24 protein-coding genes, 2 rRNA genes and 1 other RNA gene (1 of these 27 only partly in view) are annotated in these 25,324 nt (G+C 38.8%); 5 read left to right on the top strand and 22 right to left on the bottom strand.

Annotated elements, in window-relative coordinates; genetic code table 11:
• From IGJ39_RS03575 to IGJ39_RS03560, 4 genes are all read right to left on the bottom strand, one after another.
• A 23S ribosomal RNA gene (locus tag IGJ39_RS03575) occupies positions 1-762 on the bottom strand; it reaches 2,153 nt to the left of the window's first position.
• Between the two features lie 344 nt (positions 763-1,106).
• Positions 1,107-2,667, bottom strand: a 16S ribosomal RNA gene (locus IGJ39_RS03570).
• The 16S and 23S rRNA genes sit together here, the layout of an rRNA operon.
• A gap of 810 nt (positions 2,668-3,477) precedes the next feature.
• The gene (locus IGJ39_RS03565) at positions 3,478-3,840 is read right to left on the bottom strand and encodes a hypothetical protein (protein ID WP_019724011.1); all 363 of its coding nucleotides are present in this window, start codon (positions 3,838-3,840) and stop codon (positions 3,478-3,480) included.
• Between the two features lie 71 nt (positions 3,841-3,911).
• On the bottom strand, positions 3,912-4,292 hold the full coding sequence (locus IGJ39_RS03560) for a CvfD/Ygs/GSP13 family RNA-binding post-transcriptional regulator (protein WP_019724010.1): 381 nt from the start codon (positions 4,290-4,292) through the stop codon (positions 3,912-3,914).
• A gap of 90 nt (positions 4,293-4,382) precedes the next feature.
• Here IGJ39_RS03560 and IGJ39_RS03555 point away from each other — a divergent pair, with 90 nt between their 5' ends.
• A complete protein-coding gene (locus IGJ39_RS03555; RefSeq protein ID WP_066026582.1) occupies positions 4,383-5,549 on the top strand; it encodes a MalY/PatB family protein in 1,167 nt (388 codons plus the stop codon).
• 145 nt (positions 5,550-5,694) lie between these two features.
• Here the strand turns inward: IGJ39_RS03555 and IGJ39_RS03550 are convergent, their stop codons facing one another.
• Positions 5,695-6,279 (bottom strand): peptidylprolyl isomerase, encoded by a 585-nt coding sequence (locus IGJ39_RS03550; RefSeq protein ID WP_010736096.1) that lies wholly within the window; start codon positions 6,277-6,279, stop codon positions 5,695-5,697.
• Between the two features lie 50 nt (positions 6,280-6,329).
• Positions 6,330-7,442 (bottom strand): SLC13 family permease, encoded by a 1,113-nt coding sequence (locus IGJ39_RS03545; RefSeq protein WP_019724008.1) that lies wholly within the window; start codon positions 7,440-7,442, stop codon positions 6,330-6,332.
• Positions 7,443-7,631: 189 nt separating this feature from the next.
• On the opposite strand from IGJ39_RS03545, the gene IGJ39_RS03540 reads away from it, so the two are divergent.
• Positions 7,632-8,630: an NAD(P)/FAD-dependent oxidoreductase gene (locus IGJ39_RS03540; protein ID WP_065096161.1), complete on the top strand. Its 999-nt coding sequence runs from the start codon at positions 7,632-7,634 to the stop codon at positions 8,628-8,630.
• Between the two features lie 92 nt (positions 8,631-8,722).
• On the top strand, positions 8,723-9,232 hold the full coding sequence (locus IGJ39_RS03535; protein ID WP_010736099.1) for a phosphatidylglycerophosphatase A family protein: 510 nt from the start codon (positions 8,723-8,725) through the stop codon (positions 9,230-9,232).
• A gap of 106 nt (positions 9,233-9,338) precedes the next feature.
• Here the strand turns inward: IGJ39_RS03535 and IGJ39_RS03530 are convergent, their stop codons facing one another.
• The 6 genes from IGJ39_RS03530 to tadA all read right to left on the bottom strand — a co-directional run bounded on the left by IGJ39_RS03530 (position 9,339) and on the right by tadA (position 13,638).
• Complete coding sequence (locus IGJ39_RS03530; RefSeq protein WP_438764187.1) at positions 9,339-9,986, bottom strand: TIGR01906 family membrane protein; 648 nt, start codon at positions 9,984-9,986, stop codon at positions 9,339-9,341.
• Between the two features lie 4 nt (positions 9,987-9,990).
• Complete coding sequence (locus tag IGJ39_RS03525) at positions 9,991-10,755, bottom strand: TIGR01457 family HAD-type hydrolase (protein ID WP_065096160.1); 765 nt, start codon at positions 10,753-10,755, stop codon at positions 9,991-9,993.
• Positions 10,756-10,759: 4 nt separating this feature from the next.
• Positions 10,760-11,443 (bottom strand): YutD family protein, encoded by a 684-nt coding sequence (locus IGJ39_RS03520; protein WP_019723195.1) that lies wholly within the window; start codon positions 11,441-11,443, stop codon positions 10,760-10,762.
• Positions 11,444-11,454: 11 nt separating this feature from the next.
• Entirely contained in the window at positions 11,455-12,861 is a 1,407-nt protein-coding gene (locus tag IGJ39_RS03515) for a bifunctional metallophosphatase/5'-nucleotidase (protein WP_195339087.1), read from the bottom strand.
• Positions 12,862-13,018: 157 nt separating this feature from the next.
• Positions 13,019-13,103, bottom strand: an RNA gene (gene ffs, locus IGJ39_RS03510) — signal recognition particle sRNA small type.
• 40 nt (positions 13,104-13,143) lie between these two features.
• Positions 13,144-13,638 (bottom strand): tRNA adenosine(34) deaminase TadA, encoded by a 495-nt coding sequence (gene tadA, locus IGJ39_RS03505; protein ID WP_438764185.1) that lies wholly within the window; start codon positions 13,636-13,638, stop codon positions 13,144-13,146.
• Between the two features lie 131 nt (positions 13,639-13,769).
• Between tadA and IGJ39_RS03500 the strand changes: the two genes are divergently transcribed.
• On the top strand, positions 13,770-14,621 hold the full coding sequence (locus tag IGJ39_RS03500; protein ID WP_019723192.1) for a helix-turn-helix domain-containing protein: 852 nt from the start codon (positions 13,770-13,772) through the stop codon (positions 14,619-14,621).
• Between the two features lie 71 nt (positions 14,622-14,692).
• Here IGJ39_RS03500 and IGJ39_RS03495 read toward each other — a convergent pair whose 3' ends face one another.
• Both IGJ39_RS03495 and IGJ39_RS03490 read right to left on the bottom strand, forming a co-directional pair.
• A complete protein-coding gene (locus IGJ39_RS03495; protein WP_019723191.1) occupies positions 14,693-15,028 on the bottom strand; it encodes a hypothetical protein in 336 nt (111 codons plus the stop codon).
• 268 nt (positions 15,029-15,296) lie between these two features.
• A complete protein-coding gene (locus IGJ39_RS03490; RefSeq protein ID WP_019723190.1) occupies positions 15,297-15,842 on the bottom strand; it encodes a hypothetical protein in 546 nt (181 codons plus the stop codon).
• 469 nt (positions 15,843-16,311) lie between these two features.
• On the opposite strand from IGJ39_RS03490, the gene IGJ39_RS03485 reads away from it, so the two are divergent.
• Complete coding sequence (locus tag IGJ39_RS03485; RefSeq protein ID WP_062805576.1) at positions 16,312-17,787, top strand: helix-turn-helix domain-containing protein; 1,476 nt, start codon at positions 16,312-16,314, stop codon at positions 17,785-17,787.
• 125 nt (positions 17,788-17,912) lie between these two features.
• Here the strand turns inward: IGJ39_RS03485 and IGJ39_RS03480 are convergent, their stop codons facing one another.
• The 8 genes from IGJ39_RS03480 to IGJ39_RS03445 form a co-directional block, all read right to left on the bottom strand.
• The gene (locus tag IGJ39_RS03480) at positions 17,913-18,617 is read right to left on the bottom strand and encodes a zinc metallopeptidase (RefSeq protein WP_010736109.1); all 705 of its coding nucleotides are present in this window, start codon (positions 18,615-18,617) and stop codon (positions 17,913-17,915) included.
• A 77-nt stretch (positions 18,618-18,694) separates the two neighbouring features.
• Positions 18,695-19,033 carry a zinc ribbon domain-containing protein YjdM gene (locus IGJ39_RS03475; RefSeq protein WP_086334394.1) on the bottom strand — a complete coding sequence of 113 codons (339 nt, stop codon included), beginning with the start codon at positions 19,031-19,033 and terminating at the stop codon, positions 18,695-18,697.
• A gap of 93 nt (positions 19,034-19,126) precedes the next feature.
• Entirely contained in the window at positions 19,127-19,267 is a 141-nt protein-coding gene (locus IGJ39_RS03470; RefSeq protein ID WP_195339049.1) for a hypothetical protein, read from the bottom strand.
• Positions 19,268-19,333: 66 nt separating this feature from the next.
• Positions 19,334-20,284, bottom strand: coding sequence for a DHH family phosphoesterase (locus IGJ39_RS03465; protein ID WP_104776604.1), 951 nt, complete (start codon positions 20,282-20,284; stop codon positions 19,334-19,336).
• Positions 20,285-20,299: 15 nt separating this feature from the next.
• Positions 20,300-21,631 (bottom strand): DRTGG domain-containing protein, encoded by a 1,332-nt coding sequence (locus IGJ39_RS03460; RefSeq protein ID WP_195274166.1) that lies wholly within the window; start codon positions 21,629-21,631, stop codon positions 20,300-20,302.
• 9 nt (positions 21,632-21,640) lie between these two features.
• On the bottom strand, positions 21,641-22,321 hold the full coding sequence (locus IGJ39_RS03455) for a metal-dependent hydrolase (RefSeq protein WP_066026478.1): 681 nt from the start codon (positions 22,319-22,321) through the stop codon (positions 21,641-21,643).
• A 753-nt stretch (positions 22,322-23,074) separates the two neighbouring features.
• The gene (locus IGJ39_RS03450) at positions 23,075-23,425 is read right to left on the bottom strand and encodes a PTS sugar transporter subunit IIB (RefSeq protein WP_019724021.1); all 351 of its coding nucleotides are present in this window, start codon (positions 23,423-23,425) and stop codon (positions 23,075-23,077) included.
• 112 nt (positions 23,426-23,537) lie between these two features.
• Positions 23,538-25,217: a ribonuclease J gene (locus tag IGJ39_RS03445; RefSeq protein ID WP_010736115.1), complete on the bottom strand. Its 1,680-nt coding sequence runs from the start codon at positions 25,215-25,217 to the stop codon at positions 23,538-23,540.
• Positions 25,218-25,324: the final 107 nt, after the last annotated feature.

Genomic DNA, 25,324 nt, shown 5'->3' with positions numbered 1-25,324 from the left:
GTGCGTTTTACCGCACCTTCAACCTGGACATGGGTAGATCACATGGTTTCGGGTCTACGACTACATACTCAAACGCCCTATTCAGACTCGCTTTCGCTGCGGCTCCGTCTCTTCAACTTAACCTCGCATGCAATCGTAACTCGCCGGTTCATTCTACAAAAGGCACGCCATCACCCATTAACGGGCTTTGACTTGTTGTAGGCACACGGTTTCAGGTTCTATTTCACTCCCCTTCCGGGGTGCTTTTCACCTTTCCCTCACGGTACTGGTTCACTATCGGTCACTAGGGAGTATTTAGCCTTGGGAGATGGTCCTCCCGGATTCCGACGGAATTCCTCGTGTTCCGCCGTACTCAGGATCCTCCTAGGTGCCTTCCAAATTTCATCTACGGGGCTTTCACCCTCTCTGACTGACTTTTCCAAGTCATTCGACTATCTGAAAGAACTACCATATCGGAGTCCTACAACCCCAATGAGCAAGCTCATTGGTTTGGGCTTTTCCCGTTTCGCTCGCCGCTACTCAGGGAATCGAATTTTCTTTCTCTTCCTGCAGGTACTTAGATGTTTCAGTTCTCTGCGTCTACCTCGTATACGCTATGTATTCACGTATACGTAACATCCTATAAAAGATGCTGGGTTCCCCCATTCGGAAATCTCTGGATCATAGCTTACGTACAGCTCCCCAAAGCATATCGGTGTTAGTCCCGTCCTTCATCGGCTCCTAGTGCCAAGGCATCCACCGTGCGCCCTTATTCACTTAACCTTATCAACCTTGCGGTTGGGTTTTGATCTTTCTTCTAGCGATAGAAGTCCAATCAAGAAAAATAAGCAATTGAACTTATTAAAAAACTCTATCCAGCACACAAATCAGCCTTTTCGACAAAAAGATCGTCCAATCCGTGAAAGCAAGCTTTCACTTCTGGCCGCCTATTTTGCTTAAGGCTAAACGATTTGTTTAGCTTTCAAATTCAACGCGGTGTTCTCGGTTTGTATTACTTACATTTTTACTTCAATATCCAGTTTTCAATGAACAAAATTTTGAGAGTAGACCTCTCAAAACTGAACAAAGTATCGACAAACGTGTGTAGTCTCCGTAATATTCCTTAGAAAGGAGGTGATCCAGCCGCACCTTCCGATACGGCTACCTTGTTACGACTTCACCCCAATCATCTATCCCACCTTAGGCGGCTGGCTCCAAAAAGGTTACCTCACCGACTTCGGGTGTTACAAACTCTCGTGGTGTGACGGGCGGTGTGTACAAGGCCCGGGAACGTATTCACCGCGGCGTGCTGATCCGCGATTACTAGCGATTCCGGCTTCATGTAGGCGAGTTGCAGCCTACAATCCGAACTGAGAGAAGCTTTAAGAGATTAGCTTAGCCTCGCGACTTCGCGACTCGTTGTACTTCCCATTGTAGCACGTGTGTAGCCCAGGTCATAAGGGGCATGATGATTTGACGTCATCCCCACCTTCCTCCGGTTTGTCACCGGCAGTCTTGCTAGAGTGCCCAACTAAATGATGGCAACTAACAATAAGGGTTGCGCTCGTTGCGGGACTTAACCCAACATCTCACGACACGAGCTGACGACAACCATGCACCACCTGTCACTTTGCCCCCGAAGGGGAAGCTCTATCTCTAGAGTGGTCAAAGGATGTCAAGACCTGGTAAGGTTCTTCGCGTTGCTTCGAATTAAACCACATGCTCCACCGCTTGTGCGGGCCCCCGTCAATTCCTTTGAGTTTCAACCTTGCGGTCGTACTCCCCAGGCGGAGTGCTTAATGCGTTAGCTGCAGCACTGAAGGGCGGAAACCCTCCAACACTTAGCACTCATCGTTTACGGCGTGGACTACCAGGGTATCTAATCCTGTTTGCTCCCCACGCTTTCGAGCCTCAGCGTCAGTTACAGACCAGAGAGCCGCCTTCGCCACTGGTGTTCCTCCATATATCTACGCATTTCACCGCTACACATGGAATTCCACTCTCCTCTTCTGCACTCAAGTCTCCCAGTTTCCAATGACCCTCCCCGGTTGAGCCGGGGGCTTTCACATCAGACTTAAGAAACCGCCTGCGCTCGCTTTACGCCCAATAAATCCGGACAACGCTTGCCACCTACGTATTACCGCGGCTGCTGGCACGTAGTTAGCCGTGGCTTTCTGGTTAGATACCGTCAAGGGGTGAACAGTTACTCTCACCCTTGTTCTTCTCTAACAACAGAGTTTTACGATCCGAAAACCTTCTTCACTCACGCGGCGTTGCTCGGTCAGACTTTCGTCCATTGCCGAAGATTCCCTACTGCTGCCTCCCGTAGGAGTTTGGGCCGTGTCTCAGTCCCAATGTGGCCGATCACCCTCTCAGGTCGGCTATGCATCGTTGCCTTGGTGAGCCGTTACCTCACCAACTAGCTAATGCACCGCGGGTCCATCCATCAGCGGCACCGTAAAGCGCCTTTCAAAACGAAACCATGCGGCTTCGATTGTTATACGGTATTAGCACCTGTTTCCAAGTGTTATCCCCTTCTGATGGGCAGGTTACCCACGTGTTACTCACCCGTTCGCCACTCCTCTTTTCCCGGTGGAGCAAGCTCCGGTGGGAAAAGAAGCGTTCGACTTGCATGTATTAGGCACGCCGCCAGCGTTCGTCCTGAGCCAGGATCAAACTCTCATAAATAAAAGTTAGAACAATCTTGCGATTGTTAAGCTCAATTGTTTGCTAGCATATTGCTTGCTTGTTAAAAATGTTTGTTGTCTTGAATTGAATCAAGACGCCCTACACATTTGGTTTGTCTTACTTTGTTCAGTTTTCAAAGGTCTACGTGATAATCGAAACACAACTGTCTCAACTTATCATTTGTGATTGCCGTAGCAACTTTTATATCTTAGCAAACTCTCGAATGATTGTCAACTATTTTTTAAAAGTTTTTTGAACTCGTTTTTCACGAGGTCGTTTTAGCAACTCACTTATCATAACTCGTCGCATGTTATTTGTCAACACTTTATTTCGCTTTAAATTCTTACATACAAGCGCCTCACAAAGCGCTGAAATAATTCAACTTCGTTATATTAACATGGTTTCATCCAGCGGTCAATAGTTTTTTCGATGTTTTTCTGAATATTTTCAAAAGAACTTTTTTTCGAATCAACGTTTTCTAATTTACCATGCTACACACCTAGCGTCAATACTTATTTTTAAGTAAAAAAAAGACAAGGTTTCCAATCATTTTATGATCATTCGGATTATCCATGTATTTAAGTGCTTTTTTTATAAAACAGGTAAAAAATCAATTGAATCCTGAACATTCTCTTCTACTTTTCTTTTAAGATAGACAAAAAAAAGAAGTTTGAAAGATATTCAAACTTCTCTGAAAGTCCTGCTTGGTTCCAAAAAATGATCTCCTATTTTATTCGTTGATTCTCAAGTAGTCAACTATACACCTGCGAACGGTATTCATTTCTCTTTGGTAGAGGTACTTGAATCAATTTAAAAAATCGGTACACCATCTACTTCATAAATCCCTAGTACCGTACGCATTTGTCCTGGATCTTCCCAATGATAACCTTCGCCTAACTGTTCTTGTTGATTTTTTTGTTCCGTTTCAAAAACAAAAAGTGGAACATTTTCTTGATTGATATGGGTATTCGTCAACTCCATCAAGTTGATTTTACTCACATCAATATGAACGATTTCTTTTAAGAAACTAAGTATGTTTGCTAAACCAGTCTTATCATTTGAGTGGTCTGCGCATGCGAACTCTAATTTATTCTCTCTTGAATGAACTAAAAATTTTTTAGATCCATCCTCCAAATGCAACATAATTGTACCAGCGACTCTTTTGTTTGCCAAAATTTCCACCTCGATCAACTTGTTTATGGCTTACAAGAGAATTTTAGCATATTTTCAGAAAAAATACACTTTTATTTCCTTGATTCTTTTTTATCTAATTGGATCAACGCTTCCTTGATCCATATAGGTAACTGTTTTTCAATCGTTGCAAACCCGATTTTTTTATTTTTATTAGTGAAGTATCGTTTTCTTCGGTATGGGATCGATGGTACTTTCTTTTCTAAGGTACGTAACGACAGACTGATTTTATTCGAATACTCATCAATATCAATGATTTGTACAGTCACCGGTTGCCCCACCTTCAATAATGTATGAATACTTTTCGTATAACCAGATTGCACTTCTGATACGTGGATCAACCCTTGTGTCTCTTCATCTAATGAAACGAACGCTCCATATGGTTGTATTCCAGTAATTTTCCCTTTGATTATTTCGCCTATTCTATAAGTCATATACTTCCCTCTCTTCGCATTTATCATTATACTGTAAATATTAAAAAAAAAGAAGTTCTGTTCTTGCATCTAGATATGGAGGTCTTATAGATGGAACAATTTGATGAAATAGTTTCAAGACTAAACACAGATAGCGTAAAATGGGATGCCATCTCACAAACTTATCATAGGAATGATCTTTTACCTTTATGGGTAGCGGATATGGATTTTCTTGCCCCTCAAGGAGTAACAACCGCTTTTCAAAACTATCTGCAAAAAGGCATTTTTGGTTATTCGATCGTACCGGACGGTCTCTACCGATCAGTGATTGATTGGGAAGAAAGGCGCCATCATGTGACTCTAACTAAAGACCACATTCTTTTCACTAGTGGAGTCTTAGCTAGTCTCTCATTGGCGATTCAAGCATTTACAGCTCCAGGTGATGCAGTGTTGATTCATGATCCAGTTTATCCTCCATTTGGTGCAATTGTTGAAAATAATGAGCGTCAATTGATTCGCAGTCCTTTAAATAAAACAGCCGATCATTTTGAAATGGACTTTCAAGATATGGAAGAAAAAATCGTCTCAAACAAGATAAAAGCAATGATTCTATGTAACCCGCATAATCCAGGTGGTCGTGTTTGGACTAAAGAAGAGCTCAAACAGTTAAGTGAACTCTGCTTAACATACGACGTCTTCTTATTTAGTGATGAGATCCATCAAGATATCGTCTTTTCCGGACATGGATTCACCTCGATGCAAACAATTGATCCTGCCCTTTCTCGATTATTGATCACATTCACTTCAGCAACTAAGACATTTAATCTAGCTGCAATAAAAAATTCAATGGTCTTCATCAAAGATCATGATTTAAAAAGTCGCTTTACGAAACAATTAGAAAAAAATCAACATCAAGGAATCAATACTTTCGGACTCTTAGGCACTCAAGCTGCTTACGAAACTGGTGAGGAATGGTTAAATGAGTTATTAGTTTATCTGGAAGAAAATGTCCAAGAAGTCATTACCTTCTTTACTAAGCATCTCCCTGATGTCAAAGTGATGAAGCCAGAAGGAACGTACCTTATATGGCTTGATTTTTCTGCCTACACGAACGATGACCGGCTACTTGAAAAGAAGCTGATTGAAAAAGGCAGAGTCGTCTTGAATCCTGGGATCAGTTTTGGACCAAGTGGTCATTGCCATATGCGTTTGAATGTCGCTTGTCCAAGATCAGTATTAAAAGAAGGGCTTTTACGTATCCAACGTGCTTTAAGTTAGAAAACGAAAGAAGTCATTGGACAAAAAATGTTAGTCTTCCCTACTTTGTTACCACCCCAACCAAAAAAGCACCGAACAGCAAAAGTATTTTCTGCTTTTGCTGTTCGGTGTTTTTTTTTGAGCTTGGTATGTTTAAAATTTTACTTTATTCAGAAATCTCAATCGTTTCGATCACTACATCATGTACTGGACGATCTTGTGGTCCACGTTGCGCATTTGCGATATCATCGACTGTATCCATTCCTTCAAGTACATGGCCAAACACTGTATGACGGAAATCAAGCCATGGTGTTCCACCATTTTTATACGCTTCAATGATTTCTTTAGGGAATCCTGCTCCTTCTAATTGACTAAGCATGTTTTCTGGCACATTTGTGTTGTTGACGATAAAGAATTGGCTGCCATTTGTATTTGGACCAGAGTTAGCCATTGATAGTGCGCCACGTAGATTGAACAATTCGCGGCTGAACTCATCTTCAAAACTTTCGCCGTAAATGCTTTCACCTCCCATACCTGTACCGGTTGGGTCGCCTCCTTGAATCATGAAATCAGGGATCACACGATGAAAAATCACGCCATCATAGTACCCTTTTTTTGCTAATTCAACAAAGTTTTGGACTGTTTTAGGTGCTAACTCAGGAAATAGTTTTACTGTAATATCTCCGCGGTTCGTTTTTATAAGAGCTTTAGGCCCCTTTTCATTCATAAGATCAAGTTGTGGAAATGCCATTTTTTCTTCCTCCTAAAAAATTCTGTCTTCCTGTGTAATCATAACATATTCTATTGATATACGGTAAAGATGAGCCACAAGAAAATCAAAAAAACGATGTTGTAGAATGCAAAGACGAATAAATACTTTTTTCTCCATTCCGGATATTGCTTGATGACTAATTTGTAAGAGATCAAACTTGCCATTGAAGCAATCAATGTCCCTAATCCTCCCAAGTTCGTCCCAATGATCAGACCCTTGATATTTTCTGTATAACTTGATAACAGGAGCGCCGCAGGAACATTACTAATCAATTGACTTGCAAAAATGCTTGCACTGACTTCATGATGCGCCACACTTTTTTCAAAAAAGGCTCGGACAACATCTACTTGTTTGATATTCCCGATGAATATAAAAAGAAAAACAAACGTAAATAATAAGGAGTAATCGATATGTTTAAAGAGTCGGCGATCATTGCCTAGGATGCTGACACTCACTAAGACTAATACGACATAATGAGGGATGATGCCACTTACAGCTAGAAGACATATTAAAAATAGACCAAAATAAAAAATGAGTTGTTTTCGCTTTAACATTATCTCTTCTGTATTCGCCAAATCGATGGTATTATTCTTGATTCTCCCATAGATCAACACCACCAATAATATGGCAGCAGCTAGTGTATAGGGAAGCATCAACTGTAAAAATTCGAACAGTTGTAAGTGTGATTGTGCGAATAAATAAAGATTTTGTGGATTACCGATCGGAGTGAACATACTTCCTAGATTACCCGCAATCGTCATCAAAGTTATGACGAGAGGAATCAATGTTCGCATGCCGATCCTTTCTACTATCAATAGACCAAATGGTACAAAAATGATCAGTGCCACATCATTCGTAATCAGCATACTACTGATAAACGTGAGAAACACTAAAATCAAAATAATCCCTCTCGTATTTTTTGTCTGGGTGATCAAATAATTGCCTAGATAATCGAAAAACTGTTGTTGCCGTATCCCTTCTACAATCAACATCAAACAAAAAAGAAGAATCAATGTGTGAAAATCGATATAAGAAAAATAATTGAAGTTTGGCGGGATGATGAACATGGTACCTATTGCTAAAAGAAAAGACAGTGTCAATACTCCGTCTTCTTTTGCATTGCTTGTTATTCTTTTAATCATAAAATTCTACCTCTTAGATTCAAACACTTCGTACTAGTAAAATAACTCTTTTTAGCTAATATTGAAAGTAAATAAACTAGATGTTAGATCACTCCTTATATTTTAGTGACTGCTCGTTCCATAATTAAACTATTTGAGAAGAATTCTCAATTAAATTCTGTTATAGTGTCACCAAGGGAGGAATTTCAAATGGAAATTTACGATATTACAATTATTGGTGCAGGGCCGGTTGGCATGTTTGCAGCTTTTTATGCTGGTATGCGCCAAGCGAAAACCAATATTATTGATAGTTTGCCTCAACTTGGTGGACAGTTAACTACCTTATACCCTGAAAAATATATTTATGACATTCCTGGTTATCCAGCAATCAAAGCGGTTGATCTTGTTAATAATTTAAAGAAACAATTGACCACTTTTAATCATACATTTCATTTAAATGAAGAAGTTCTCTCACTTTCCAGAGAAGATGAGATCATCGAGATCACTACTACGAAAGGTATCCATTATTCAAAAGCTGTGATCCTGACGCTAGGAAGTGGTTCTTTCCAACCAAGAAAGCTGAATTTAGAACATGCTGACCGATACGAAAACCATGGGTTAGATTATTTCGTGAACGACTTGATGAAATATGCAGGAAAGAAAGTTGCCATTGCTGGTGGTGGGGATTCAGCAATCGACTGGGCACTGATGCTTGAACCTATTGCGAGTGAAGTTTATTTGATTCATCGTCGAGAGGCATTTAGGGCTCATGAACATAGCGTCAATCAGTTGAATCAATCCTCTGTAAATGTATTAACACCTTATTTGATTGAGCGTTTATCTGGTTTAAATGGAGAGTTGTCAGACATTCGTCTAAAAAAAGCTAAGACGGATGAAACGATTGATCTCATGGTTGACTCATTGATCGTCAATTATGGGTTCACTTCTAATTTAGAGCATTTATCTTCTTGGGGACTTGAAAGTTCCAGAAATGCGATCACCGTCCACTCTGATATGTCAACTTCAATTCCTGGTGTGTATGCTGCTGGCGACATTTGTAGCTATGAAGGAAAAGTGAAATTGATTGCCACGGGATTTGGAGAGGCACCGACTGCTGTCAATAACGCGTTGCATTTCATCAATCCAAAAGAACGTACGCAGCCTGGTCATAGTACAAGCCTTTACGATAAAACATTTGGACAAAAATAACTTAGCTGTTTTTTTATAAAAGAAATGATTCTTGCTTTTTGTACGTACTACGTTACCATTATAGATAGAAAGAAGAGACGGAGGAATCAAAAATGGTCATAAAAACAGAAACCTTAGAAGAAAAAGCGCGAGATCTCCTAAAAGAACGTGGCGTAACGATTGAGGATATCGCTGAATTAGTCATGTTTTTACAAAAAGACTATATCTCAGATTTAAGCTTGGAGGATTGTGCGGAAAGTATTAACGCAGTCTTGACAAAGCGTGAAGTCCATAACGCGATCATTACTGGCATCCAATTAGATATCTTGGCAGAACAAAAACAATTGATGAGCCCTCTTCAGCATATCATTGAAGATGATGAAGGATTATACGGAATAGATGAAATTTTAGCCTTGTCGATCGTCAATGTTTATGGAACGATTGGTTTTACCAATTATGGCTATATCGATAAAGTAAAACCTGGGATCTTGAAAAAGTTAAATAGTCACGATGGCAAAAATGTCCATACATTTTTAGATGATATCGTGGGAGCAATTGCTGCCTCTGCCGCAAGCCGCTTGGCCCACCAAGAACCGGAAAAACGAAGCCGTTTGACACAATAATCAAATAAAAATAAAAAATCATCCATAAAAATCGCAAAAGGATTTTTATGGATGATTTTTTGCTATATCCGAAAAAGCAATCAACGCGCTACACGAAAGTGATTGTTTAATTGTTCCCCTTTTTCAATTCTCTTTTGCCAACAAGAACCATCAAAGCGAAAAATAATTCGATAAGCACAAAAAACAGAATGAAACAATGCATGAAGTATTGCTCAGGCAACACATTGATGATTGGATCAGTCTGAGGATCAAACAACCAGTCATCATTATTGAAAAATGTTTCGTGAAAAAGAATAAAAAAACGATCAAAACCAATCAACATGAAAAAGCCAAAAACAAATGGTAGGATCATGCCGATTTGGAATGGGCGGATCAGCCGCCACAAACGCTGATTTCTTTTCAACTGGCGAAGGAACAAACCACTTGGGATCAATGTAAGTAACAACACCGCATAATTGAGCATGAATAATAACTTGACTTCATAAAAATGATGTAAGCCACTCGCTGACATTGGAAAGTCGGGAAGTGCCAACACTTGCTCAAAAGGATTATTCAGATACCTCATCAGTTGATCATAATTTTGGAGTAATGTTGGCTGATCCACGGTAGTGTAATCCAAGATACCTAGATGCCCGATATCAAACACATATAGTGGGCGGAAATTGATCGTTATTGAAATTGCTAAAGTGAGCAACGTCAGGAACAAACTGACCATCCCCGCATACTCCACCCATTGCCATCGTTTATTTTTCATTGTTTTAGAAACTCCATTCATCTAACGATTGCAAAACGAAGGTTGCTGGTGTTGGCAGATCTGGGATGTCTTCTTCTTTGGTAAAGCCTGATAACACAAGCAGTGTGTCGATACCATTACGAATCCCTGCTTGGATGTCAGTTTCATAATTGTCCCCTACCATGATGACTTCTTCTTTGTTCAATCCTAAAAGTTCCACTGCTTTATCCATAATGATTGCTTCTGGCTTACCAATATAGACTGGTGTGGTTTGTGTCGCTGTCTCTACAAAAGAAACAACCGAGCCAGCTCCAGGTAATAATCCTCTTTCTGTAGGGATATTTTTATCAGGATTTGTACCGATGAACGTTGCTCCTTTTTGGATTGCTAAGGTTGCGGTCACCACTTTTTCGTAAGTCAAATGATTGTCTAAACCTACTACGACATAATCAGGATGTTCTTCTTCCCATACAAATCCTGCCTCCAAGATCAAATCTGTCAAGCCAGCTTCACCGATCACATACACTTTATTTCCTTTAGCGTCTGATTTCATGAAATCAATGGTCGCTAGAGATGCTGTATAGATCGTTTCTGGTGAGACATGGATATCAAACTCAGTGGCTAAACGTTGTGCCACTGTTCCCGGTGTTTTTGTCGTATTGTTGGTTACAAATAAAAAGGGCATCCCATTTTCCTGTAACTGTTCGACGAATCGTTTTCCTGCCGGTATCGGCTCCGTTCCACGATAGATCGTTCCGTCTAAATCGATCAAATAGCCTTTATAATTCATAGGATCATTCTTCCCTTTGTCTAATAGTAAAATTCTTTTTAGAAGTTGATTTTGTTGGGCGTTCTGATGTTTTTTCAGTTCCCTTTGGTGTTGCCTTAGTAGTTGCTGGTTTACGATTTTTGATCACAGGTTGTTTGCGTACCGATTCAACGGGCGCTTTTTTTTCATCGATATGCGCTTGATTGTTGCGATTCGGATTTTTTTTCTTTTTACGTCGTTGGGTATTTTTTTCTTTTTTTCCACCAATACGTTCAATGACAAAATATGCACAGCCAAAATTACAATATTCGTATAAATAGTCTTCTAATGCATCAATTCGCTGATCTGGGTGAGCACGTCGATTCGTGGCATCAAAAAAGCCTTTCAAACGTAGCTGTTCGTAACCCCAGTCACCTACGATGTAATCGTATCTGGAAAGCACTTCGCTATATCTCTCACCAAGCTTCTCAGCATTGAAACCTTCCCGGTAATCCGTTACGATACGATAAGGTCTATCACCAATCAAAAGATTCGTTTCATCTGTCAATGTGACGATTTCTCCTTTGACTTTCTCTGGCTTCGTTTCCTCGATTATTTCTTCTAAAACTGCCGTCACTTCTTCGGTCACTGTTTGTTCTTGTGAGCGATCGACCGTTTCTTGACTCTCTTTTTTGTCACTGTTGTGTTGTTTATTTTGTTTCGTCGACATGCTTTCACCACCTATTTCTCTATTATACCTTCTTTTTCATTGGTTGGGTAGTGAGCATTTAAGTAGTCTCCCACTACTGTGCGAATAAATTCAGGAAATAAAAAATCGACCTGTCCGACAATTTCGATGGTTGGGAAAAAAGGAACAAACATCAGATGGTCGACCGTAGTAACGGTATAATTCTTTTCCTCTTCAATTGGTTGTTTTTGCCACAGAACTTCTCGATTGACCGCATCATACGTGATCCCACTATAGAAAATCTCACCGAATATCTGACCACGAAACCCCATTCCTTTGATAGGGAAATTCCGTAAGAAGAGTCGACTTTTTTCGATTTCCAACACTAAGCGAATCATATCTGACCCTTTCAGCGTGACGTTGATCAAATGCATCGGATGTGGCAGTGCACTATGGAGTTGATCTTGGTCAACCAGCCCCTTAGGTACGCTATTCAAAAAAAGACCACTATTCAGAAACGATGCTTCTGTGTTCCCTCTTTCTTTTACCGCTTCTAAAGCGATTTGGATAAAGGAATGTTCATCAAATAAATCAAGTGATAAGTCAAATGGTAGATCTGCCACTTTCTTTTGGGCTAAAAGACGATGTCCTTGTTCAAGATAACCGGCGATTTCTTTCTCATCCTCTACGAATGCAGTCATTGTATCTGTCGGAATCGCTTTGGCGTAGTGTCCGACGATTTTTTTATTTTCCAATGAAAGATGTACTTCCCCTACATATTGCCCAAATTTTCCGGCAGCGGCTATTTGTACCTCATTCACGACTTTCCCATCAATAAAAAGATGATGGGTATGTGATCCTAAAATCACATCGATTGCAGGGATTTCTTTTGCAATCTGTAAATCATCTTGAATGCCTAAATGACTCATTAAAACAAGGACGTCTACCTGTGGACGTAATTGCTCAACTAACTCTGGCAACAGATCATAAGGCTGACGGATATCCCAGCCATTTGGATTATACGTCAAAGGGAATGGTGCAGTAAAAGCAATTAACCCAACTTTTGTTCGTTGCTTTGTTTCGATGATTTTATATGGCTTTGTCCATACTGGTGGTTGCAAAGTATTTTTATCGAATAAGTTGCTCAGTAGCACATCAAAATTCGCGTGATCATATAAATGATTCAACTCATTTTTGGAATTACCTACACCTTCATTATTCCCTATAGTTGCTGCATCATAGCCGATTTGATTCATTAGTTCAACATTGGCATGGCCATTCGTTGCTTCTGACAAAGGATGCCAACGATCAACGAAATCTCCAAGATCGACCGTGAGAGTTGTCGTATTATTTTTTTTCTCATTTTCACGCTTTTTTTGCTCAAGGAATCTTCTGATCCGTGGCCAGTTTTCAAGATGAGAATGTAAGTCATTCGTGTGTAAAAGAACGATTTCTTCCACTGTTAGTTCCACCTCACTTTTTTTCATCATACCATAGGGTTCCCCTTTGTTCACATGGAAAGTTTTTGCACAAAAAAAGGTACTTAGACTTTTTTACAAAATCTAAGTACCTTAAACTTGCCTCTAATAAAAAAAGCCCTTTAGGCTTAATAAATCCAATCAATCAGACACATGGCGGCACCTGCTTAGTGCTGCTTCCTTCCGGATCTGACACGCTTCACAAGCCCACCATTGTCCTAGCCTTTCGGCAAGGAATAGTATACCGCATTTTATTATCCTTGGCTAGTCCTTTTTTAATTTCTTTTTCTTTGCTCGCAAATTTCTAAAAAACACAGATAAAAGTTCACCACATTCTTCTTCTAATATCCCGCCCTCCACCTCGGCCTGATGGTTAAAACGTTCATCCTCAAGTAAATTCATCAATGTCCCTGCGGTTCCTCCTTTTGGATCATAGGCACCAAAGTAAACTTCTTTTACGCGAGAAAGAATCATGGCACCGCTACACATTGGACACGGTTCTAACGTGACATATAATTGTGTTTCTTCTAAACGCCAACTTCCGATGGCCTTGCATGCTTCTTGGATCGCAATCATCTCAGCATGTGTTGTTGCATTTTGTGTTGTTTCCCTCAAATTGTGTCCACGCCCAATAATCTGTCCTTGGTGAACCACGATGGCGCCGATTGGTACTTCTGCTAACGCTTCTGCTTTTTTGGCTTCTTCAATAGCCACACGCATCCATTCTTCTTTTATTCGCTGTTGTTCTGCTTCTTCCACTTGTACTCCTACCTTTTTTAGATTTACTTATCTTCTCTATCAAACATAGTATAACTGGCTTTTTAATGAAGTACAAAGAGTTTTTCCTTATCGCCATGTCCTATGGTAAACTAGGGGATGAGGTGAAGTAAATGAACACAGAAAAGTTACTTGGATTATACCCAAATGCACAAAAAAAGAATTCTCCTTCTTCTGATGATCGAATTCTTTCACTGGTTGTAGAAGATTACTTCTTGTGGATCGATAAAAGTTCCTTGTCCGTTCAAGAAGAAAAACTTTTGAAAGCGTTATTCCAGAAAACAAACACCTTAGACAGCCATCCTTGGTATCAATATTTATTTGAGGAAAAGGTATATGTATGTGAAGAAAGCTGCCGAATCATTCAGTTACATTTTGAAAAGAGATCAGATTTCTTACAAAAAGAATGGCGAGAAACAATTTCCGGATTATTTCCCGAAGCTCTTGATTTTTTTCTTTACACAGAGACAGATGCGTTGATCATCGAAAGAAAGCATGCCAATTATTTGAATACGGCAGATCTTAAAGGCATCTTTTTATCTCTTGATGTCGATTTTGATATGACGACACAAGCCTTTGTCGGTTCATTCCATTCAGCTGGACAAAATCTAACCGCTATGTTCAATGAAGAACGAAAAATTTTCCTGAATAAACGAACACACATACAAGTAGCCGACCAAACGACTTCCATACAAGAAATTGCCTTATATTATTATACAAAAGAATTAGTTACATCCAGTCAGCTAACAAATGAATATCAAGAAATAATCCGTAGTTTTAAAATGGAAGACATCATTATCGAACTATGGAAAAATTTTGGGAATATCAGTTCAGCGGCTAAACAACTTTTCATGCATCGAAACACTCTCCAATATCGGATCGAAAAGTTTGACGAACAAACAGGCTTCAATTTAAAAAAAGCAGATGACTTACTCTTTTGTTATCTCCTTTTGTTACACATATAAAAAAAGGAACAAGCAGCAATAAACATCGCCTTACTTGTTCCTTTTTTCGATCAATTCAAAGAGAATCGTTTTTAGATCATTTTCTCAACAAGTGACATCAGACGACCTTTTGCATCTTCTGTTGAGTCTTTGATAGAGTCACCGTAGACAGAAATTTTCTTTTTGCCAGATTTAATCTTTGCTAGCATGCCCATCAATGAATCTAAATCGCTATCTGATAAATGGTCGACGACATCTAATAACTTTTCATTCCCATCAAATTTGTCATACACGAATTTTTTTACTTTTGTGCGGTTACTTAGATGATGGATTTTTTCGATCACTTTGCCAGAAACAACTACAGCTGTTGCCACACTTGCTGCTGCTGCGACACTTAATCCAATCGTTACTTTTGTTGATGTTTTCATAATTATCAGCTCCTTTTTATCTACTACAATCATATCACAGTCAAATAGATAAGCGAACTAATTGCTATGAGCCCTGCCCGATGAATAGCAAAAAAAATTACAAAAAGCACATACTGTCTTGTTTTATTATTTGCTTTTGTACGACGCCTCATTTGGCATTTTCGGTTTCAAGCAACCTTAGTTTGATGCGTAAAAAAAAGCACCTCCCTTTTTGGAGATGCTTCATACGAACAACTAAAGTAAATCATCCATACTAAGAAATGTAAGGTCAATTAACCGGAACGTATTGGATATTTGTTAGCATTTCAGGCAAATCATCTTCTAATTCTGCTAACTTATTCCAAATCAATGTCATTGTCTCAAAAAATTCCTTTGATGATTTATCTGAATTTAAACTTCCTAGTGCGTTCAGCCAAAGAAGTTCTAATAAATATGCTTCTTTGATTCCCGTATGTTCTCTGACAAATTCTGAGAACGTTCGTTTGAACAACGAGGCCATGTCTAATTCGGATTTGATAACTACTCCTCTAATACTCTCATGAATCGAGAAAAACTCCTTCAATAAATGAACGACACTGAAAAAATCGTCAATAACGTATTCAGCTAAATATCGATCAAAACATATCGTGATCTCTTCGATAATTTTTTCTTTTAGTATACGGATTGATTTAAAATGTGCATAAATCGGGTAAGTAGAACAGCCACAAAAAGAAGCTAAACTTCTCGCTGTGATTGTCGATAACCCATTTTCTTCAGCATATACCATACTCTTGAATAGTAAATATTCTTTACTAAAATTCGTCACTCTTCCCACGAAACCATCCATCCTTTCCGATTATCTTATTCATATCCGGCAATGATTCTTTTTTTAATTTCCCATGACGATCCAGCGCATTCGCTAGTAGGAAAAACTTATGTAAACCATGAAGAAACAAGTTTTGATAAAAAAAAAACGATAATAACATATTTCGGGGGTTAAAATATGTCTCTTTGTAATAGAAGCTTGATTTATCTAATGCTTCGCCAAAAATAAGATTTAAAAAATAACGATATCCTCAATTAAATAACATTGTATTCCCTTATCCAAGATTATTTAAATGATTCCAACTTGACAAAATAAGCAAAGAAATAAACAATAGAATAGATAACTGATTATCATTTCTTAAAATAACAAGTTATATAATCAAATTCTATTACTATGTGAGAATATCATACATTGAAAACACTTTCCACTCACATTTTATGTCACCACTAGTACACTAATTGTCAGAAAGGAGTCCATCATGTTAATCGATGCAAAAAAGAAAGAGTTATTAGTCCTCTATACGATCGCTCAAAAAAGTCAATGTACGTTAAAAGAACTTGCGGATGAACTGACTATACCTAAACGGACAATCAAAGAATTGATTCGAAAGTTGAATACTACGATTGAACAGCAATTGAGCATTTCTACTTTTATTTTCTCTACACACAAAGGAGAAATAACTATATCCGATGAATACCAAGAAATAAAAATGATGATTTATCACAAACTCAAACTTTTTTATTTAAGAGAATCCAATCGTTTCAACTACTTATTACTTATGGTCAATTATCCCAAAGCGTATGTTCCGAAAAAATATTTATTGGAGCAATTATACATATCCCACTCTTACTTAGAAAAATTAACACACCAATTGAATGAAACACTTCAAGATTTTGAAATCGAGATTGTTTCATCTCAGGGCTGTTATTTGTTCAAAGGAAACGAATTATTTATCCGACTCTATTTGTTTTTTATTCTATCTGATGCTTTTCAAGGGTTGGAATGGCCTTTTGACAAATTCAAATTGAGCCAACTAAAAAGAGAGCGGCGATTATCCAAAAAATTGCTCGTTTCAAAGCATTCATTGAAATATCAAGAAAACCTGTATTTGCTGATTGCTATCTTTACGCTTCGTACACAACAATCATCATTGATCACCTCTGAATCTAGTGAGGTCTATGCTATTTTAGAATTGCTACAACAGGTACAAGATGTCTCCGGTAGTTTTAAACATCATTTGTTTCATCTTTTACCACATGAAATCGCCATTGATGAACTATTGCATTTCAATTTTTTGATTTATTGCTTTTTTCCTAATCTCATTTCAAGCCAGCAGAAGAGTTTGATTGGTTATACTTTGACGAATAAACGTAATCATCTATGTATGAAAATCACCTCACTAACAAAAGAGTTAGCTCAAACTTTTCCAGTGATCGCATCATCTGAAAAAAGGTTTTTCTACAATTACTATCTTATGCTTTCTTTAATTTCTATTTTGATGTTGGGAAATACAACGCCCTTTTTCTACTCGTTGCATTTTCCTAAACCAGCACTTGAGATTGATGAATCGAATGAACAAATACAACAAATCCAACAAATTATCTCTGAAGTTTTTCATGACCACCCAAAAAAAACATTGATTATTTATTATTTGAGTAACTTGATTTATAACCTCTTGCAGTCGGAAACAAATGAAAAATTATTGATCTATGTACAAATGAATAAAACGCTGACAGGAAATTATCATATCCAAAATCGATTACGACAAGTATTTGACGAAAAAATGATTCGCTTGACAGAAAATCCAGAACAAGCAGATTTGATCGTCACCGATTGGTTTGATAAATTTCATCAAACGAGTAAAATTTTTTACCTTGATCCTAGTAAAGAAAAAGATTTATGGGTAGACTTAGTCACAAAAATTCAACAACTCTATGTCAATAAAATGATTTGATTTAAAGAAAAGATAGGAGAAGCAAGCGGTCTCCGTCTGAACTTTTAAATTAATACTAATTTTTCCAAAATAAAAAGTGAGTGGATCAGTCCAATCGACTGTCCCTCACTTTTTATTGGTTTGTTCTAGTCTCGACGGTTACCGCCAAAAATCAAAATCAAACGTAGCAATTGTAAGAAAGTAGATAGCGCTGCAGCAACATAGGTCAAAGCCGCCGCAAATAGCACATGTTTCGCCATTGGTACCTCTTCTTCTGTCAGTAAGCCACCTTCACTTAAAATTTGGATCGCTCGTCTTGACGCATTGAATTCTACTGGTAGCGTAACAAGTTGAAACAATAGTGCCAATGAAAAAGCGAAGATACCAATATTGATCAACGTCGTATTCCAACTAAATAATACACCTACCATGATCAACGGAAACGAAATCATCGAGCCAAAATTAGCGACAGGCACTAATGAAGCTCTGATTTTCAACGGCGCATAACCAACGGCATCTTGCACTGCGTGTCCGCATTCATGGGCAGCTACCCCAATTGCAGCGACTGATGTAGATTGTGCTGTAGCTTGCGATAAACTCAACATCTTGTTCCCTGAATTATAATTGTCCGTCAAATCACCGGCGATTTGTTGGACGCCAACGTTATTGATTTTCTGACTTTGTAAAATGAACTGGGCGGCTTGTGTACCAGTCACATTATTTTTGCTTCTGATTTTGTCGTATTTACGAAAAGTACTATTGACGTAAGCAGAAGCGATTCCGGAAATAGCTAATCCAGCAATAACTAAAAGAAACGTTGGATCTAAGCCATAAAAACCATATCCATACATAATCGTTTCACCCTTTCCTCATTGCTTTTATTTTACCATTGTTCGAGTAGAATAATTGTGAAAAGAGATTGAATATTTTAATTCTTTTTGACAAATTCTGATTTCAGCTTCATCGGACCAAACCCTTCGATTTTACAATCGATATTGTGGTCTCCTTCAACTAAACGGATATTCTTCACCTTTGTTCCTTGTTTGATAGGTGAGGAAGCTCCTTTAACTTTTAAATCCTTGATAACGGTCACACTGTCGCCATCTGTTAAACGATTGCCGTTTGCATCAATTACTACTAGGCCTTCTGCTTCTGTTTCTGTTTCTTCAGATGGTGTCCATTCGTTTCCACATTCAGGACAAATCAATAATCCCCGATCTTCATAAGCATATTCTGAACCACATACTGGGCAATTTGGTACTGTCATGTTGTTTCTCCTTTTTGTTCGTTATTGAGCAATATTATAACGGAAAAATAACAGTTTGAAAAGAGCAACTTCTTATCGGAGATCCTAAACTGCCTACGCTGATTCAATCTCACTGCCCTTGATTGCACATATCCCTGATAAAAAGACAATCAACTTCGATGAGTAAAAGGTCAAGGCAGAAGTAACCTGATTGCCGAAGAGGTCACTTCTGCCCCCACCATTTATTCGTGCCAAAGGGAATAGATAAAAGAGCATGTAACGTTTGCTTAAAATTCTCGATTGACTACTTGGAGTACACTTTTAACGTGCATAATTGGTGCAAGCTTCTTGTATTTCTTTGTAGATCTCTGCTACTTCTTGCAGGTCTTTTGCATTTGCGCCACTTGCCAAGGGATGGCCGCCACCATGATGTCGTTTGGCGATCTCGTTGATGACTGGTCCTTTTGAACGTAAACGTACACGATAATAGCCCTCTGGTTGTTCGACAAAAATCGCCCAAGCTAACACTTCGTCAATCACACCCGGTAAAGAGACGACAGCTGCGGTCTCTGAATCGACGATGCCATACTTGCCTAACAATTCTTGTGACAAAATTACTTTTCCGGCACCATTTTCGTCAACTTCGATCGTTTGATAGACACAACCGGATAATTTCGCTACTTTCATAGTGATTTGTTCAATTTCACGATTCAATTGGCTTGCATCGAAAGAATACTTTCTTAACTCTGCTGCTAGTTCTAACGTACGACCTGTTGTTGAAGGATACAAGAACCTACCAGTATCTCCAACGATTCCCGCATACAATAAACGAGCAGAATCGCTGTTCATTTTCAGCTCATTAGGGAACATCAAAGCAAACTCAGCGATCATTTCACTACAGCTGCTAGCTTTCGTATCCACCCAAAGTAAATCGCCATAGGGTTCATCATTCGGATGATGATCGATTTTGATCACTTGATCCCCTAAGGAATAGCGCTTATCATCAATACGTGGCGCATTCGCTGTGTCTGTCACGATGACTAATGCTCCTTGATAGAAAGCATCGTCGATTTCTTGCATTTCTGTTAAATAACGTAAGCCTTCAACGTCTTTTCCAACTTGACGAATTTCTTTTTCTGGAAAACTATTACGTAATAACTCGGCTAATCCTACTTGTGAACCTAAAGCATCCGGATCTGGCCTTTGATGTCGGTGGATCACGATTTTTTGATATTTTTTGATTTCATTCAAAATCTCTTCTTGTATGGTCATTTTCTTTCCTACTCTCTACGAACGTTCCATCACTTGGCAGACGACAATGGCTTTAGCCACGATCGTGTTTTCTATAAATACTTCTACATCAAGTTTAGCGGACCTTCTACCGATTTCTAAAACTCTTGGACGAATATCTAACTCACTTTCGATCTGGATCAGACGAAGGTAATGTAGATTCATTTGCTCCAACAAGATATTTCTTCGTTGATTCATGATCATTGTTTTTTGAGCAACATCTGAAATGATTTCACTTAACACCCCAAAAGAAATCGTTCCAACACCTGTTACCATTTGTGGTGAAACCTCAAATTTGAACTTAGGCGTCGTCAATCGATTGCCTTCACGATCTGTATCGATCGTTTGGATGGCTCCTGAAATCTGATCAGAAATCGTATCAGCAATTTGCGGTTGACGTTGCACCAATTGCATCGCCTTCATGACATCTTGTCGTGTGATCAATCCTTCTAACGTCAAATCATCGGAAACGACTGGCATGACTTCTAAACCATCCCAAATCATTTGATGTCCGACAGAAGCGACGCTCATCGTTTTCTTGACACTGATTGGATCTTTGGTCATGACCCGATCAATGACTTGTGTCGGTGCTTTACCTACGACATCTTTTGCCGTAATGATCCCCATCAAACGCATGTGATGATTCACCACTGGGAAACGAGAATGTTGGGTTTCTTCTGAAATCCGTTGATAATCAGCCACCGTATCCGTCTGTAACAAATAATGTGTTTTCTGGGCAGACAGATAAATATCACCGACGAGCATGATATCTTTTTTGATCAGTTGGTCACTAAGCGCTCGGTTGATCATCGTTGCTACAGTAAAGGTATCATAGGTCGTACGTAAAATCGGCATAGCTAATTCATCGGCTAATTTGGCAATCTCAGGCGTCGTATCAAAACCACCCGTGATCAACACTGCTGCGCCATCCTCAAGTGCTAACTTTTGCACTTCTGTACGGTTACCGACGATCATCAATGAACCTGGAGTGATATAGCGTTCCATTGCGTGTTCGGTCATCGCACCTATGACAAATTTATTCAAAACTTTATCTAGACCGACTGCCCCGCCTAAGACATCGCCTTCAATGATCCGCACGACTTCGCCAAACGTCAATCGTTCGATATTTTTCTTCAACTTACGTTCGATCCGTATCGTTCCTACTCGTTGGATCGTTGACACTAACCCTACGTTTTCAGCATCTTTAATTGCTCGATAGGCCGTTCCCTCACTGACATTCAATTCTTTGGCTATACTACGGACAGATATTCGATTCCCCACTGGTAGGCTTTCGATATATTCTAAAATCAAATCATGTTTTGTCGCCATCTCTTTCCCCTACACTTCCAGCGTTTCCGAAACGCTCATTATTTTTCCTTCGGTATCTGCTAATAAATCGATGAATACTTGCGGATCTTGTTCAATGACAGGAAAGGTATTGTAATGGATCGGCACGACTTTCTTCGCTTTGATTCGCTTCGCCGCACGAGCCGCATCCTCAGGCCCCATTGTATAATTGTCGCCAATCGGTAAAAAGGCTACATCGATCATAAACTGTTCACCTAAGAGCGCTAAATCGCTAAAATCTGCGGTATCACCCGCATGATAAATCGTCTTCCCATCTGCTTGGATCACAATACCACTAGGCTCGCCCATATAACGCGAAACACCATCGATTTCAATACTTGAACTATGCTGTGCATGGACAAATTTGACTGTGCCAAAAGGAAACTCCCTTTTGCCACCGATATTCATCCCAAAAGAGTTTGCTCCTTGCTGTTGTGCATAATCAGCGATTTCGACAATACTGATGATGGTCGCCTCATTGTTCTTCGCAATCGGCAACATGTCTCCAATATGATCAGCATGTCCATGGGTGATCAATATCCAGTCCGTCTGGACTTCATCCACTTTTAAATCAGTCATAGGATTCCCAGTAATAAATGGATCTATCAGCACTTGCTGGCCATTTTGCATTTCAAGAGAAATACAAGAATGTCCATGATAAGTAATCTTCATCTTCTCACTCCTCAACATTTTGGTCACTGACTCTTTCGTTTTCGTTTCGAACATTTACACAATTAGTAGTACAGTATATCCTATTCAATTGTAACAGATAACACAGGTTGTACCAAGTCTCAAGTGAGCGTGTACTTAACACGGAATGCCTAGATAAGAGAATGTTTCGTCTAGGGTTGACAGTTCCTGTTTATTGTTAGCCACTGTGAATAAATCTAAAACGACTACGGGTCTGTTACCATGCTCAAATCAAAAGAATAAGACAAAAGCGCGCATCCGCTATTCATCATAATCTTTCATTTGACAATAAAATAAAAGAGAAATACCATTAACTCTATGATCAATGGTTAAGTAACTAATGCAATATAAGCACTTGAAAAATCAAGGAGGCCCTATTTGGAAAAATATAATTCAAAATCATTCACGATCGTTCGGTTGAGCATATATATTATTTGTATTCTCAATCCCTATCTTCACTTAGTAAACAATAATATTTTAAAAACTACTTTTACGTTATTGTCAATTGTATTCATTATCTACGACTTTTTGGATGTAGTAAAAACTGGAAAAAATAAAAATACCGATAGTAGAAATTAAGACTCTAGTTTCTACTATTGGTATTTTATTTAAGTTTAAATACCCTTGTGGATCCTACAAGATCAAACAAAATAGCTACACTTTCTTAGCTAGAGGAGTCATGAGAATAAAAAAATGAAGTTTGCTAACTATATTGAAAATTTTCTCTTTTTTGGGTTAGTGATGGAGAAATTTTTTAAAGATATTCTCAGCATTTAGCAGACCATAATCTTTCATGTCTATCACTTCAATAACCTTTGTAGGATAATCTTTTACGATACTTTCTCTCATAGAAGAAAGCTCTGGAGATAATAGAATAACATCGGCAGCCTTTGCATACTGATCCAACTTAGAAATGCTATGCATGTCAACATGCACAAGTAAATGTTGTTTTTTTGCTAAGTTGTTCATCTTTGTTACTAACAAATTGGTATAAAGGGTACTATCTGTACTCATTGAAGTTACGCCAAAAACGATGATCTGTTTCTCTTTCATTTGATTCTTTTCCAAAACAAGTTCCTTTTCCATTACAGACACTTCCACCTTTCCATAATATATCCAATGCTCTTACTGCTATAAAATAAAAGCTATACCAAACATATCCATCATCTGAACATCCTTTGGTACAGCTTTTCATTTTTTATCTTTTGCCGCGACGTTGTGTCGCTTCCATGATGACTGGTAAAATCACTGGGCGGCGTTTGGTTTGTTCAAACAAATAGCGACCTAATTGATCACGTATTTCTTGTTTCAGCTTGCTCCACTCGAAATCATCGCTTTCTAAATGTTTGCCTACAATGGTTTCGATCATGTTGCTACTTTCATTGATCAAATCACGACTTGCTTTGACATAAACAAATCCTCGTGAAGTGATTTGCGGTTTTGAGACAATTTTCTTTTCACGACGACTAATTGTCACTACTGCAACAAAAATACCGTCTTCCGATAAGATTTTACGATCGCGTAAGACGATGTTTCCAATATCGCCAACACCTAATCCGTCGATCATCACATTTTCAGCACTTGTCGTACCTGCCACACTCATCCGCTTGTTTTTATATTCTAAAATATCCCCACGTCCTGTGATATAGATATTTTTATAGGGGATACCTACTGCATGGGCTAAGTCTGCATGGGCAGCCAGTTCACGGTATTCTCCTTGAACTGGGATGAAATATTTAGGTTTCATGAAGTTCAACATCAATTGTAAGTCATTTGGATTTGCATGACCGGAAACCCGCAGGTTGTCAGAGATTTGTTTGACTATTCCACCTGCTCGGTAAATGATGTCTTCTGTCTTAGCAACCATTGTTTCCATCGCAATACTTGGTGTCGTTGTGATATAAACAAGATCGCCTTCTTTGATCTTGATATGGCGATGCGCGCCATTCGCCATTTTTTGTAAAGACTTGATTGGTTCACCCATCCGGCCTGTTTCCAAAATGATCAGTTCTTCAGGCTCATAGTTTTTCATATCTTTTAATGTGACCAATAGGTCTTCACTTGGTAATTGAAGTTTTTCTAAGCGCATAGCTGTTCGGATGATCCGTTCAAAGTCTTGCCCAGTCAACACAACCTTACGTCCTGCTTTAGCAGCGGCGTCTAAGATTTGTTGGACGCGTTGAAGATTACTTGCAACACAAGCAACAATGATCCGTCCTTCCCAATATTTGATCGTATCAAATACTTCATCAGCAATTTGGAACTCAGAAGCAACAGGGGTCGCGTTTTCTGCATTTGCTGACTCACTTAGTAAAGCTAACACGCCTTCTTTCCCAATCTCTGCTAAACGAGCGTAATCCGTTTGGTACATTGGGATCGCCATTTGGTCAAATTTGAAATCACCCGTATAAACGATATTTCCTTCTTGGGTTTTTAAATTGATCCCAACTGAATCTGGAATCGTATGGGTGGTGCGGAAGAAGCTAACGATCGTTTCACCGAAATCGATTTCTGTATGCTCATCTACCACATGAAAATCTTTGAATCCTTTTGCAGCATCATTGCGATTGACATTCAATTTTGCTAATTCGATCGTCAATTCGGTTCCGAACACAGGAACAGAAATCTTTGACAATAAATAAGGCAACGCCCCAATCGCATCTGCGTGACCATGTGTCAGAAAGACACCTGCTACACGATCGACATTATCTTCTAAATACGTAAAATCAGGAATCACAACGTCAATCCCTAATAATTCGTTTTCAGGATATTTCAGACCACAGTCTAAAACAAAAATAGCTTCCCCTACTTCTGCAATGTACAAATTTTTTCCGTTTTCGCGTACACCGCCTAAAGGGATAATCTTAATGGTACTCACAAATTTCACCTCTTCTTATGACATCTTCATTTTGACGATATCGATTCTCTATTTTATTTAAAACGATCCAATTTCTGAGTGCCTCGTTTTCGGATGATTTCATTAGA

This window comes from Enterococcus sp. AZ140, assembly GCF_051714405.1.
In the GTDB taxonomy this organism is placed as follows: Bacteria; Bacillota; Bacilli; order Lactobacillales; family Enterococcaceae; genus Enterococcus_B; species Enterococcus_B pernyi.
Note: the sequence above shows the minus strand (reverse complement) of the source record. Positions and strands in the feature narration are given on the sequence as shown.

Excerpts from the sequence above, each read along its gene's own strand:
- IGJ39_RS03560 (WP_019724010.1), bottom strand. The coding sequence starts at position 4,292 with ATGACTTATAGAATAGGCGAAATAATCAAAGGGAAAATTACTGGAATA.
- IGJ39_RS03555 (WP_066026582.1), top strand. The coding sequence starts at position 4,383 with ATGGAACAATTTGATGAAATAGTTTCAAGACTAAACACAGATAGCGTA.
- IGJ39_RS03550 (WP_010736096.1), bottom strand. The coding sequence starts at position 6,279 with ATGGCATTTCCACAACTTGATCTTATGAATGAAAAGGGGCCTAAAGCT.
- IGJ39_RS03545 (WP_019724008.1), bottom strand. The coding sequence starts at position 7,442 with ATGATTAAAAGAATAACAAGCAATGCAAAAGAAGACGGAGTATTGACA.
- IGJ39_RS03540 (WP_065096161.1), top strand. The coding sequence starts at position 7,632 with ATGGAAATTTACGATATTACAATTATTGGTGCAGGGCCGGTTGGCATG.
- IGJ39_RS03535 (WP_010736099.1), top strand. The coding sequence starts at position 8,723 with ATGGTCATAAAAACAGAAACCTTAGAAGAAAAAGCGCGAGATCTCCTA.
- IGJ39_RS03530 (WP_438764187.1), bottom strand. The coding sequence starts at position 9,986 with ATGAAAAATAAACGATGGCAATGGGTGGAGTATGCGGGGATGGTCAGT.
- IGJ39_RS03525 (WP_065096160.1), bottom strand. The coding sequence starts at position 10,755 with ATGAATTATAAAGGCTATTTGATCGATTTAGACGGAACGATCTATCGT.
- IGJ39_RS03520 (WP_019723195.1), bottom strand. The coding sequence starts at position 11,443 with ATGTCGACGAAACAAAATAAACAACACAACAGTGACAAAAAAGAGAGT.
- IGJ39_RS03500 (WP_019723192.1), top strand. The coding sequence starts at position 13,770 with ATGAACACAGAAAAGTTACTTGGATTATACCCAAATGCACAAAAAAAG.
- IGJ39_RS03495 (WP_019723191.1), bottom strand. The coding sequence starts at position 15,028 with ATGAAAACATCAACAAAAGTAACGATTGGATTAAGTGTCGCAGCAGCA.
- IGJ39_RS03485 (WP_062805576.1), top strand. The coding sequence starts at position 16,312 with ATGTTAATCGATGCAAAAAAGAAAGAGTTATTAGTCCTCTATACGATC.
- IGJ39_RS03480 (WP_010736109.1), bottom strand. The coding sequence starts at position 18,617 with ATGTATGGATATGGTTTTTATGGCTTAGATCCAACGTTTCTTTTAGTT.
- IGJ39_RS03475 (WP_086334394.1), bottom strand. The coding sequence starts at position 19,033 with ATGACAGTACCAAATTGCCCAGTATGTGGTTCAGAATATGCTTATGAA.
- IGJ39_RS03465 (WP_104776604.1), bottom strand. The coding sequence starts at position 20,284 with ATGACCATACAAGAAGAGATTTTGAATGAAATCAAAAAATATCAAAAA.
- IGJ39_RS03460 (WP_195274166.1), bottom strand. The coding sequence starts at position 21,631 with ATGGCGACAAAACATGATTTGATTTTAGAATATATCGAAAGCCTACCA.
- IGJ39_RS03455 (WP_066026478.1), bottom strand. The coding sequence starts at position 22,321 with ATGAAGATTACTTATCATGGACATTCTTGTATTTCTCTTGAAATGCAA.
- IGJ39_RS03450 (WP_019724021.1), bottom strand. The coding sequence starts at position 23,425 with ATGGAAAAGGAACTTGTTTTGGAAAAGAATCAAATGAAAGAGAAACAG.